The organism is Stenotrophomonas acidaminiphila, from assembly GCF_014109845.1.
GTDB classification, from domain to species: Bacteria; Pseudomonadota; Gammaproteobacteria; order Xanthomonadales; family Xanthomonadaceae; genus Stenotrophomonas; species Stenotrophomonas acidaminiphila.
Map to the genome: position 1 here is coordinate 3,121,910 of NZ_CP043567.1, position 11,786 is coordinate 3,133,695.

Below are 11,786 nucleotides of genomic sequence, written 5' to 3' on the forward strand. Positions count from 1 at the left end.
ACGCCCCTTGCATGGAGGTGGTACATGGTCCGCACGCATTCCGGCAGTTCCCCGATCCGTTTCGACACCTCCCGCATCCTCGCCTACAGCACGGCCATCGCCCTGCATGCGCTGGCGGCAGGACTGCTGCTGATTCCGCTGTCGCAGGCCCCCATCCGCAGCGACGCCGTCCGCCAGGAGCCGCGCTGGCAGCTGCGGGAAATCGTCCCCGTTGCGCCGGTGCCGCCACCGGCGGATGTGCCGGTGGTCAGCCACACCCCGCCGCCGACGCACCACGCCCTGCCGGCACCGGTGGAGAACGCGCCGATGCCGGTCTTCGCGACCGAGGCGGTCATCGCACCACCGGCCGCGGCCGCCACCCCCACCGATACCGGCGCGGTTGCCGATTCGGTGGCGCCCCCCATGCCACTGGCGGGCGTACAGCTGCGCTACCTGCATGCGCCGGCACCGGCCTACCCGCGTGACGCCCTGCGCGTGGGCGCGCAGGGAACGGTGACCCTGCGGGTGCTGGTCGACGTCGACGGCTCGCCGCTGGAAGTGCGGGTGGAGCGCAGCAGCGGCAACCGCAGCCTCGACAACGCCGCACGCAACCAGGTACTGCGCCAGTGGAAGTTCCAGCCGGCCACCGACAACGGCCGCGCGGTGCAGGCCTATGGCCTGGTGCCGGTCGATTTCAGGCTGAACTGAGCCCCATCCGCCCGCGGGGAAGCGCGGTTGAACGCTTCCCCCGGGCATGGCGCGGCAGCCTGCATTTTAATTAATCGATTTTTCACAGTTGTCTCACCGGGGGAAAACATAGATTCGCGGCCGTCGATGTCCCTGGCCGCCGGTCCGGCGGTCTCCTGCCGCAGTTCCCCTGGAGAGAAGACTGTGAAACATCCGACCCATCGGCAGCCCGCCTGCCGCCAGAACCGCCTCTGTGCCGGCATTGCCACCAGCCTCGCGCGCCTGCTGCTTGTCCCGGCCACGCTGGCCATTGCCGCCCCGGCCGCGCTCGCGCAGAGCGCCCCGGCCGAAAAGCCCACCACCCTGGACCGCATCACCGTCACCGGCTCCAACATTCCGCGGGTCACCACCGAAACCGCTTCGCCGGTGCAGGTGATCACCCGCCAGGAAATCGACCGCACCGGCAAGGCCACCATCGCCGAGTACCTGCAGACCCTGACCAGCGATGGCGCCGGCTCCATCCCCAAGAGTTTCGGTACCGGCTTCGCCGGCGGCGGTTCCGGCATCTCCCTGCGCGGCCTCGGCGCGGCCTCGACCCTGGTCCTGCTCAATGGCCGCCGCATGGCGCCCTACGGCCTGGCCGACGACGGCCAGAAGGTGTTCACCGACCTCAGCGTGATCCCGATGGACGCGGTCGAGCGGGTGGAGGTGCTGAAGGATGGCGCCTCGGCCATCTATGGCTCTGACGCCATCGCCGGCGTGGTCAACATCATCCTGCGCTCGGACTTCACCGGCGCCATCGCCAAGGCGTCCTACGGCATGTCCGGCGACAGCGACGGCAATGCGCGCCGCGGCTCGTTGACCGCCGGCATCGGCAGCCTGGCCGAGGATGGCTTCAATGCCTTCATCAGCCTGGACGTCAGCAAGACCGACGGCATCCGCATTTCCGACCGGCGCAACCGCAAGTGGATCGGCAACGGCGACCTCAGCCCCTATGGCTACGACCGCGTCGCCGGTGGCCAGAACTTCCCGCTCAACGGCGCCATCACCGCCGGCGGCACGGTGGCCGGCAATTCGCCGGTGGGCAGCATCCGCGATCCGTTGACCGGGCTCTACCAGTCGCTGCCGGGATGCGCGCAGTTTTCCCGCATCACCCCGGCCGACCCCGGTGGCGGCTGCCTGTGGGAGACCCAGGACTTCCGCAGCCTGAGCCCGAGCGAGGAGTTCGGCAATCTGTTCGCGCGCGGCACCTTCGCGCTGTCCGACAGCTTCGAGCTGTACGGCGAGTTCGGCTACTCGAAGAAGAAGACCGAGTTCTACAACACCCCCAGCGGCGTGTCCGGCTCCTGGGGCTATCCCGGCGGGCCGGTCAACGCCAGCAGCGGCAGTGGCGCCACCGTGCTCGGCGCCGGCCACCCGGACAATCCGCTGGGCGCCAACGCGCGCCTGCGCTACGCCGCCTTCGACGTTGGCCCGCGCATCACCCGCAACACCAACGAGTTCACCCGCTTCCTGGTCGGCATGAAGGGCACCCTCGGTGCGTGGGACATCGACACCGCCTACCTGCACTCGGCCACGCAGCTGGTCAACGAGCGCACCGGTTTCCTGCGCTACAGCCACGTGCGCACCGCGCTGTCCGACCCGAACAGCCCGGTCGGCTGGTGGCGCCTGGGGGCCAATGCCGGACTCAATTCGCAGGCCCTGTACGACTACATTTCGCCCACGATCCACGCCAACGCCACCACCAGCCTGGACATGATCGACTTCAAGGCCTCGCGCACCCTCACCGACCTGCGCGGCGGCCCGTTGGGGCTGGCCTTCGGCGCCGAGTACCGGCGGCAGAAGGCGCAGCTCGATCCGCAGACCTATACCGATATCGGCGACATCATCGGCCTGGGCTATTCGGCCTACAGGGGCACCCAGAAGGTGACCGACGCCTACGTGGAAATGGTGGCGCCGGTACTGCCGTCGCTGGAACTGTCCGGCGCCTTCCGCGTGGACAAGTACGAGGGCGGCGATACCGCCACCACGCCCAAGCTCGGCGTGAAGTGGACGCCCGCCGAGTGGATCGCGCTGCGCGCGACCTACGCCGAGGGCTTCCGCGCCCCGGGCGCGGCCGAAGCCGGCGATGGCGGGCTGGCGGCGTTCAGCACCGCCCGCGACCCGGTCCGCTGCCCCGGCGGCACCCCGGCGCCGGGCGCGACCGCGGCCGACTGCGCGGTCAACCTGGCCATCATCACCTCGGCCAATCCCAACCTGAAGCCGGAGAAATCCAAGAGCTACACCGCCGGCCTGGTGCTGGACCCGACCTCGACCACCACGCTGACCTTCGATGCCTGGCAGATCAAGCGCACCAACGAGATCAACCAGGGCGATACCGACCAGGCCCTGGCCGCCGGCCGTGGCGTGCGCTCGGACAACGACCTGCCCGGCATTCCCAACAGCGGCAGCCTGCTGGCCGTGAGCGTGGACTACATCAACTCGGCGCAGACCACGGTACGCGGCTTCGACTTCGACATCCGCCAGCGCGTGCAGCTGGGCAATTACGGCAGGCTGGTGGCGGACCTGCAGTGGACCCGCATCAACTCGTTCAAGCGCGACGATGGCGCCGGCGCCGTGTACGAATACGCCGGCACCCACGGCAACTGCGACGTCACCAACTGCATCGGCACGCCCAAGGACCGCGTCAACCTGGGCCTGACCTGGGACATGGACCGCTTCAGCGTCAGCGCCATCGCCAACTACATCGGCAGCCTCGACAACGTCGCGTTCAAGGGCGACAGCTGCGCCAACCACTTCACCGATGGCAGCGATGCCCCGGACGGCTGCAAGCTGCCTTCGTTCTACAGCATCGACCTGTCCGGGCGCTGGCGCGTCACCGATGCGTTCGAGGTGTTCGGCTCGGTGCAGAACCTGACCGACCGCATCGCCCCGCTCGACCCGCTGACCTATGGCGCAGTGAACTACAACCCGCTGCATTACAGCGGCGCCATCGGCCGTTACTACACGCTGGGCGCGAAGTACACGTTCAACTGATCGGCCACGGATCGCCGATCGCGCAGGCCCGGGCTCCCCGGGCCTGCGCATTGCCGGCCGGCGCCGGGCCCACAACGAAAAAGGCCTGCATCGCGCGATGCAGGCCTTCGAATCTGGCGCCCGAAGTTGGACTCGAACCAACGACCCCCTGATTAACAGTCAAGTGCTCTAACCGGCTGAGCTATTCGGGCGGGGACGCGCATTCTATACGCATGTCAGGCGCGATGGTAGGGGTGATTGGCCAGCATCGCCGCGGCACGGTACAGCTGCTCGGCCACGACCAGCCGCACCAGCATGTGCGGCAGGGTCAGCGGGCCGATCGACCATTTCTCGTCGGCGATCGCCGACACCTCCGGCGAATGCCCTTCCGGGCCACCGATCAGGAACGCCAGGTCGCGCCCCTGCGCGCGCCAGTGCTCGAGCCGCTGCGCGAGCTGCTCGGAACTGAGCTGGCGCCCGGGCACGTCCAGCGCCACCACGTACGGATTCTTCGGCAGCGCCGCCAGCACGCGCCGGCCCTCGTCGTCGATGGCGCGCTTCGGGTCGCGCCCCTTGCCACGCAGGCCCGGCTCGATCTCCACCAGCTCCAGCGGCAACCAGTGCGACAGGCGCTTCTGGTATTCGGCGAATCCCTGCGCCACCCAAGACGGCGCGCGTTCCCCGGTGGCGATCAGTCTGGCTTTCATGGCGCGGCTCCCGGCATGGCGTCGAAACGAAGACGGCGCCCTGCGGCGCCGTCGCGTGGCATGTCGCCGGGCAGATCAGCCGGCTTCCTGCTGCTCCCCGTCGGCGGACGATGGCGGCTGGTCGCCCACCGTCCACAGGCGCTCGAGCGCGTAGAACTCGCGCACGCGCGGCAGCATCACGTGCACGATCACGTCGCCCAGGTCCACCAGCACCCATTCGGCCTCTCGCTCGCCTTCCACGCCCAGCGGCATCACCCCCAGGTCCTTGGCGAACCGCACCACTTCGTCGCCGATCGACTTGACGTGGCGCGTCGAGGTGCCCGAAGCGATGACCAGGTAATCCGCCACGCTGGACTTGCCACGGACGTCGATCTCCACGGCGTCCTTGGCCTTGAGTTCTTCCAGCGCCGCATGCACGGAGGCCAGCAGGGCGGGAACGGACGGCGGCGGATTGGGCAACTGGGTCTTGATGACTTGGGCTTCGGTGGTCAAAGCGGCAGAACTCGATGAATGAAGCGACGATTATAGAGAACCCGGCCGCGCCCGGCATTCACGCCGTGGCGCAGCCATACAGGCCATGGGCGCCGATGTAGCCGGCAACGGCGTCGGGCACCAGCTCGCGCCAGCGGCCGCCACTGGCGATCAGCCGGCGCACGGCGGTTGCCGACTCGGCCTGCAACGGCTGGCGCAGGCGCCAGACCCGGCCGGCCGGGTGCTCGCGCAGGCGCGCGGCATCGTCCGCCCAGGCATCGCGCAGCCGTGCGGCCAGCGCGGCGGGCAGCTGCCCGTCCAGCGCATTGCCGGGGCGTTCGGCGACGACGATATGCGCCAGGTCCAGCAGGTGTTCCCATTCATGCCAGGTCGGCAGGCCGAGCAGGCTGTCGGCGCCCATCAGCAGCGCCACCGGAGCCGTGGCGCCGGTTTCGGCGCGCAGTTCCCGCAGGGTGTCCACGGTCCACGACGGTACCCCGGGCTGGCGGGCGGCGCGACGCAGTTCGCGGGTGTCGACCCGCAGGCCGTCCTCGCCGGCGACCGCCAGTTCCAGCATGCGCGTGCGCTGGGCGGCATCGGCGCCCGGCGGCGGCCGGTGCGGCGGATCGGCGGCCGGCATCAGCCGGACCGGGGCATGCAGCTCGTCGCGGGCGCAGCGGGCAATGGCCAGGTGGCCGTTGTGGACCGGGTCGAAGGTGCCGCCGTAGAGCAGCACCAGGCCGCCACCGGGCCGATCCGGGCGCGGCCCCGGCATGGGCGCCACGCTCAGCGCGTCCCGCGCGCCAGCAGGCGCACCGCCTGCGCCTCGGCCACCGCCAGCAGCAGGCGCTCCAGCGCCAGCCACGGATCGCCGTCGGCGCGGCCCTTGGCCATGCGGTCGACCTGGCCCGCCTCGGCCACGAAACGTTCCCAGCGCTGCGCCGCCGGGTGTCGCTGCAGCGCGCGCTTGAACGGCGCCTGCCGCGACTCCCAGATGCCGCGCGCCTTCATTTCGCCGGCGAGGTTGCCGCCAGCGGCCTGCACCCGCGCCAGTCCGGCGGTGAGCAGCAGCTCGCGGATCAGGATCGGGGTCAGCGCGGCCACCGCCTCGCCCTCGGCGCGCAGCCCGGCGAGCATCCGCACCACTGCCTGCGGCTGCCCGGAGAACGCGGCCTCGACCAGCCGGAACACGTCGTAGCGCGCGGCATCGGCGACCAGCGTTTCCATCTTCGCCACGTCCAGCGTCTGCCCTTCGGCCAGCAGCGCCAGTTTGTCGATTTCCTGCGCGGCGGCCAGCAGGTTGCCCTCCACGCGCTCGCTCAGGCGTTGCACCGCGGCCGGTTCGGCACGCAGCCCCCTGGAGCGCAGGCGACGCTCGATCCAGTCGCCCAGTTCGTGCGGCTTGATCGACCAGGCCACCGACAGCACGCCGGTGCGCGCCACCGCATCGGCCCATTTGCCATGGTGCGACTTGCTCCACTCGCCGGCGGTGATCAGCAGCACCACGTCGGCCGGCGGCTGCGCGCAGAACGCGCTGATCACTTCCGCGCCCTCCTTGCCCGGCTTGCCGCCGGGCAGCCGCAGCTCCACCAGCCGCCGCGCACTGAACAGGCTCGGCGCGTTGAAACTGGACGCCAGTTGCCCCCAGTCGAAATCGCGCCCGTCGGCATCGAATACCTCACGCTCGCCGATGCCCTCGGCGCGCGCCTTCGCGCGCACCGCATCGGCCGCTTCCAGCACGCGCAGCAGTTCCGGCCCGGCGATCAGGTAGACCGGCGCCAGCGGCTGGGCACCGGCCTGGCTGGCGAGCTGCTCGGGACGCAGTTCCATCGCTCAGCGCCCGCGCGCCGGGGCCGCCAGAATCGGCATCGCTCAGCCGTCCTTGCCGGAGGTGGCGGGAGCGGCGCTGCGTTGCTTTTCCATCTGCGCGCGCACCACGCTGTCGATCCGGCGCAGGATCGAGGCGGACATTTCCCGGCGCAGCTCGTCGGCAAGGATCTCGCGTTCGGTGGTGGTGCCGGTGGCATCGGTCGGCTCGGACACGTAGTCGCGCGACAGTTCGATCACCTGCTCGGGCACCAGCACGCTGCCGTCGGGATGCTGGAATACGAACACCACCGCGTAACGCATGCTGTATTCCTGCGTGCGGCCCTGCGCATCGATGGCGATGGGCAGGTCACCCCAGCGCTCGGAGCGGATCTGCAGCCGGGCCGCGCCCTTGCCGGGTGCGTCCTCGCCGACGACGATCGCGCCGGACGCATGCAGACCGCGCTCGAGCAGCTTGACCAGTTCGCTGTAGCGCACCGTCGACTCGACCTTCACCGCGGGGGTGTCGTCCGGCAGGGTGAGCTTGTTGCGCAGGTGGAAGCCGCAACCGGTCAGGCTCACGGCAAGGACGAGGGCGGTCAGGTATCGGATCATGGGCACAGTCTGGCGGAGCCGGCCGGGAGCGGCAACAGAAAACCGCCGGCATCATCGCCCATCGGGCGTGAGCGCGGATGAAACCGGGGATCGCCGGTTCAGCTGTTCCGGAGCGGACACCGGTGCGTGCGAAGGCAGGACAGAACCGGAGCATGCGCCCGCGCTGCCGGGAAAGCATTTGCGGAAAAGCTGCTCTTCCCTCCCAAGCCCCCGGTCGGGGGGCCATCCGCGCGCAGCGCGGATGGGGGCGCCGCAATGGCGCGCACGCCGCGCCCGATGACGAACGCGCCGCCGCGCGCCCGGATGGCGAACCATCAGGACGCGCCGCAGGCGGATCACCCCGCCACGATGTTGACGATCTTGCCCGGCACGATGATGACCTTGCGCACGGCCAGGCCTTCCAGGAACTTGGCCGCGTTGGGCTCGTCCTTCGCCGCGGCCTCGATCAGCTCGCGGCTGGCGTCGGCGGCAACGTCGATGGTGCCGCGCAGCTTGCCGTTGACCTGCACCGCCAGGGTCAGCGCATCCTTGACCAGCGCGCCGGCATCGACCTGCGGGAAGGGCTGGTCCTCCAGCAGGGTCTCGCCGTGGCCCAGCGCCTGCCACATGGCATGGCAGGCGTGCGGGGTGATCGGGTTGAGCAGCAGCACCGCCGCCTGCAGGGCTTCCTGGCGCACCGCACGGCCCTGGGCGCTGGCATCGTCGAACTTGGCCAGCACGTTCAGCAGCTCCATCACCGCGGCGATGGCGGTATTGAAGGCGTGGCGGCGGCCATAGTCGTCGCCGACCTTGCCGATGGTCTCGTGGGTCTTGCGGCGGATGGCCTTCTGCCCGGCGTCCAGTGCGGCGACGTCCAGCGCCGGCGCGCTGCCGTCGGCGGCATGCCGGTGCACCATGGCCCACAGCCGGCGCAGGAAGCGCGCCATGCCGTCAACGCCGGCCTCGTTCCACTCCAGCGACTGCTCGGGCGGCGCGGCGAACATCGAGAACAGGCGCACGGTGTCGGCGCCGTACTTGGCCACCATCGCCTGCGGGTCGACGCCGTTGTTCTTGGACTTGGACATCTTCTCGGTGCCGCCGATCACCACCGGCTGGCCGTCGCTGCGCAGGGTGGCGCCGGTGATGCGGCCGCGCTCGTCGCGCACCACGTCCACGTCGGCCGGATTGAACCAGTCCCTGGAGCCATCGGCGTTGAGCCGGTAGAAGGTGTCGGCGATCACCATGCCCTGGCACAGCAGGTTGCGTGCCGGCTCGTTGCTGTCGACCATGCGCGCGTCGCGCAGCAGCTTGTGGAAGAAGCGGAAGTACATCAGGTGCAGGATCGCGTGCTCGATGCCGCCGATGTACTGGTCGACCGGCAGCCAGTAATTGCCGCGCTTGTCCACCGCCTCGCGCGCACCCGGCGAGGTGTAGCGGGCGTAGTACCAGCTCGACTCCATGAAGGTGTCGAAGGTGTCGGTCTCGCGCTCGGCGGCCGCGCCGCATTCCGGGCAGGTGCACTTGCGCCATTCCGGGTCGGCCTTGATCGGCGAGCCGGTACCGGTGAACTGCACGTTCTCCGGCAGCACCACCGGCAACTGGTCTTCCGGCACCGGCACCGCGCCGCACGTGTCGCAGTAGATCACCGGGATCGGGCAGCCCCAGTAGCGCTGGCGGCTCACGCCCCAGTCGCGCAGGCGGTAGTTCACGCGGCGCTGGCCCTGGGCCTTGCGTTCGAAGCGCTCGGCCAGCGCCTCGAAGGCACCCTGGAAATCCAGCCCGTCGAACTCGGCCGAATTGACCAGTTCGGTCTCGCGGGACTTGTCGCCGTACCAGTCCTGCCAGCGTTCCGGGTCGTAGCTGCGCTCGTCGTCGTTCTTCGGGTGCTTGAGCGCGATGACCTGCTTCTTCGGCAGGCCGTACTTGCCGGCGAACTCGAAATCGCGCTGGTCATGGCCGGGTACGGCCATCACCGCGCCGGTGCCGTAGCCCATCAGCACGAAGTTGGCGACCCAGATCGGCACCTGCTCGCCGCTGACCGGGTGCACCGCCTTCAGGCCGGTGTCCATGCCGCGCTTTTCCTGGGTTTCCAGCTCGGCCTCGGAGACGCCGCCCTGCTTCAGCTCGGCCAGCATCGCCGCCAGCGCCGGGTTGTTCCTGGCCGCGTGCACCGCCAGCGGGTGTTCGCCGGCGATGGAAACGAAGCTCACGCCCATCACAGTGTCCGGGCGGGTGGTGAACACGCGCAGCGGATCCAGCACGCTGCCGTCCACGTCGCGCACGTCGAACTGGATCTCCAGGCCTTCGGAACGGCCGATCCAGTTGCGCTGCATGGTCTTGACCGATTCCGGCCAGCCGTCCAGCTCGTCCAGGCCGTCCAGCAGCTCCTGGGCGTAGTCGGTGATGCGCAGGAACCACTGCGGGATCTCGCGCTTTTCCACCAGCGCGCCCGAGCGCCAGCCGCGGCCGTCGATGACCTGCTCGTTGGCCAGCACGGTCTGGTCCACCGGGTCCCAGTTCACCACCGCGTTGCGGCGATAGGCCAGGCCCTTGCGCATCAGCCGGGTGAACATGCGCTGCTCATGCACGTAGTAATCCGGCGTGCAGGTGGCGAACTCGCGCGACCAGTCGATGGCGTAGCCCAGCGACTTGAGCTGGCCGCGCATGTGGTCGATGTTGGCGTAGGTCCACTTGGCCGGCGCGGTGTTGTTCTTGATCGCCGCGTTCTCGGCCGGCAGGCCGAAGGCGTCCCAGCCCATCGGCTGCAGCACGTTGTGCCCGGTCATGCGCTTGTAGCGGCTGATGACGTCGCCGATGGTGTAGTTGCGCACGTGGCCCATGTGCAGCGCGCCGGACGGATACGGCAGCATCGACAGGCAGTAGTACTTGGGCTTGTCCGAGGTTTCGTCGACCTCGAACGCGCGGGTGGTGTCCCAGTACTTCTGGGCAGCGGTTTCGACCTGCTGGGGATCGTAGATGTTGGTTTCGACGCTGGACATGAAAGCGTTGGGGCTGCGGCAAAGCGGGACAGCGTACCGCAGTGCACCAGAGTGCTCCAATCCGGCCCACCCCGCCTCCCCCGGGAAAAACCCGTTCCCTGCAATATCAATCGCTTGCATGTCGCCGCCCGGCACCGGCCGCGGCAGCCCCGGGCGCCGCGCCGGTTTCCCGCGCCGGCCCGCTATGCTGCCGCTTCCACCCCAGGGGAAAGACACCGATGCCGATCCGCCGCCGCCTCGCCTCCCTCCTGCTGCTGGCCTGCGCACCGGCCTGGGCCGAGCCCGTCGCCGTGCAGTGCGGGCGCCTGTTCGACGCGCGCAGCGGCCAGCTCAAGGGACCGCACACGCTGCTGGTGGCCGATGGCCGCATCCGCCAGGTGCTGCCCGGCACCGGTGCCGACGCCGCGGGTACGCGCGTGGTCGACCTGGGCGACAAGGTCTGCCTGCCGGGCTGGACCGACCTGCACGTGCACCTGGGCAGCCAGTCGAGCCCGCAGAGCTATTCCGAGGACTTCCGCCTGGACCCGGTGGACCATGCCTTCCGTGCGGTCGGCTATGCCGAGAAAACCCTCATGGCCGGCTTCACCAGCGTGCGCGACCTCGGCGGCGAAGTCAGCCCGCACCTGCGCGATGCGATCAACCAGGGGCTGGTGAGGGGCCCGCGGATCTTCGCCGCGGGCAAGTCCATCGCCACCACCGGCGGCCACGCCGACCCGACCAACGGCTGGAACGAGCGGCTCGCGCACCTGGTCGGCGCGCCCGGCCCCACCGAAGGCGTGGTCAACTCGGTGGACGAGGCGCGGCAGGCCGTGCGACAGCGCTACAAGGAAGGCAGCGACCTGATCAAGATCACCGCCACCGGCGGCGTGCTCAGCTACGCGCGCTCCGGCGATGCACCGCAGTTCACGGTGGACGAGATCAAGGCCGTGGTCGATACCGCGCGCGACTACGGTTTCCGCGTGGCCGCGCATGCCCACGGCACCGAGGGCATGAAGCGCGCGGTGCAGGCCGGGGTCACCAGCATCGAGCATGGCACCTACATGGACGACGAGGTCATGCGGCTGATGAAGCAGCACGGCACCTGGTACGTGCCCACCTTCTACGCCGGGCGCTTCGTCACCGAGAAGGCGGCCATCGACGGTTACTTCCCCGAAGTCGTCCGGCCCAAGGCCGCGCGCATCGGCGCGCTGATCAGCCAGACCGCGGCCAAGGCCTACCGCAACGGCGTCAGGATCGCGTTCGGCACCGACCAGGGCGTGGGCCCGCACGGCGACAACGCGCGCGAATTCGTCTACATGGTCGAAGCCGGCATCCCCGCCGCGTACGCGTTGCAGGCCGCCACCGTGCATGCCGCGCAGGTGCTCGGCGTGGACGACCAGGGCGTGCTGGAGCCCGGCAAGCGGGCCGACGTGATCGCCCTGGCCGGCGACCCGCTGGAGGACATCAACGCGGTGCTGGACGTGCGCTTCGTGATGAAGGACGGGGTGATCTACAAGCAGTGACGACGGCGCCTGGCCGCAGGGAAGCG

General features: G+C 69.8%; 9 protein-coding genes and 1 tRNA gene. 3 read left to right on the plus strand and 7 right to left on the minus strand.

What is annotated here, in order from left to right:
* The first annotated feature begins 24 nt into the window (after positions 1-24).
* Entirely contained in the window at positions 25-687 is a 663-nt protein-coding gene (locus F0P95_RS14230; protein WP_182334777.1) for an energy transducer TonB, read from the plus strand.
* A 183-nt stretch (positions 688-870) separates the two neighbouring features.
* A complete protein-coding gene (locus F0P95_RS14235) occupies positions 871-3,702 on the plus strand; it encodes a TonB-dependent receptor (protein WP_182334778.1) in 2,832 nt (943 codons plus the stop codon).
* Between the two features lie 114 nt (positions 3,703-3,816).
* Here F0P95_RS14235 and F0P95_RS14240 read toward each other — a convergent pair.
* The 7 genes from F0P95_RS14240 to leuS all read right to left on the minus strand — a co-directional run bounded on the left by F0P95_RS14240 (position 3,817) and on the right by leuS (position 10,258).
* Positions 3,817-3,893, minus strand: a tRNA-Asn gene (locus F0P95_RS14240).
* A gap of 24 nt (positions 3,894-3,917) precedes the next feature.
* Entirely contained in the window at positions 3,918-4,388 is a 471-nt protein-coding gene (gene rlmH / locus F0P95_RS14245) for a 23S rRNA (pseudouridine(1915)-N(3))-methyltransferase RlmH (RefSeq protein WP_182334779.1), read from the minus strand.
* Positions 4,389-4,463: 75 nt separating this feature from the next.
* Positions 4,464-4,880 (minus strand): ribosome silencing factor, encoded by a 417-nt coding sequence (rsfS, locus tag F0P95_RS14250; RefSeq protein WP_054666711.1) that lies wholly within the window; start codon positions 4,878-4,880, stop codon positions 4,464-4,466.
* A 58-nt stretch (positions 4,881-4,938) separates the two neighbouring features.
* Positions 4,939-5,634 (minus strand): nicotinate-nucleotide adenylyltransferase, encoded by a 696-nt coding sequence (nadD, locus tag F0P95_RS14255; protein ID WP_182334780.1) that lies wholly within the window; start codon positions 5,632-5,634, stop codon positions 4,939-4,941.
* An 11-nt stretch (positions 5,635-5,645) separates the two neighbouring features.
* Entirely contained in the window at positions 5,646-6,689 is a 1,044-nt protein-coding gene (gene holA / locus F0P95_RS14260) for a DNA polymerase III subunit delta (protein ID WP_182334781.1), read from the minus strand.
* 42 nt (positions 6,690-6,731) lie between these two features.
* Complete coding sequence (locus tag F0P95_RS14265; RefSeq protein WP_182334782.1) at positions 6,732-7,280, minus strand: LPS-assembly lipoprotein LptE; 549 nt, start codon at positions 7,278-7,280, stop codon at positions 6,732-6,734.
* 335 nt (positions 7,281-7,615) lie between these two features.
* Positions 7,616-10,258 (minus strand): leucine--tRNA ligase, encoded by a 2,643-nt coding sequence (leuS, locus tag F0P95_RS14270; protein ID WP_182334783.1) that lies wholly within the window; start codon positions 10,256-10,258, stop codon positions 7,616-7,618.
* 218 nt (positions 10,259-10,476) lie between these two features.
* Here leuS and F0P95_RS14275 point away from each other — a divergent pair, with 218 nt between their 5' ends.
* On the plus strand, positions 10,477-11,760 hold the full coding sequence (locus F0P95_RS14275; protein ID WP_182334784.1) for a metal-dependent hydrolase family protein: 1,284 nt from the start codon (positions 10,477-10,479) through the stop codon (positions 11,758-11,760).
* Positions 11,761-11,786: the final 26 nt, after the last annotated feature.

What these genes read in the sequence shown, in the direction of transcription:
- F0P95_RS14275 (WP_182334784.1), top strand. Translation starts at nt 10,477, where the DNA reads ATGCCGATCCGCCGCCGCCTCGCCTCCCTCCTGCTGCTGGCCTGCGCA.
- F0P95_RS14265 (WP_182334782.1), bottom strand. Translation starts at nt 7,280, where the DNA reads ATGATCCGATACCTGACCGCCCTCGTCCTTGCCGTGAGCCTGACCGGT.
- nadD (WP_182334780.1), bottom strand. Translation starts at nt 5,634, where the DNA reads ATGCCGGGGCCGCGCCCGGATCGGCCCGGTGGCGGCCTGGTGCTGCTC.
- rlmH (WP_182334779.1), bottom strand. Translation starts at nt 4,388, where the DNA reads ATGAAAGCCAGACTGATCGCCACCGGGGAACGCGCGCCGTCTTGGGTG.
- leuS (WP_182334783.1), bottom strand. Translation starts at nt 10,258, where the DNA reads ATGTCCAGCGTCGAAACCAACATCTACGATCCCCAGCAGGTCGAAACC.
- holA (WP_182334781.1), bottom strand. Translation starts at nt 6,689, where the DNA reads ATGGAACTGCGTCCCGAGCAGCTCGCCAGCCAGGCCGGTGCCCAGCCG.
- F0P95_RS14230 (WP_182334777.1), top strand. Translation starts at nt 25, where the DNA reads ATGGTCCGCACGCATTCCGGCAGTTCCCCGATCCGTTTCGACACCTCC.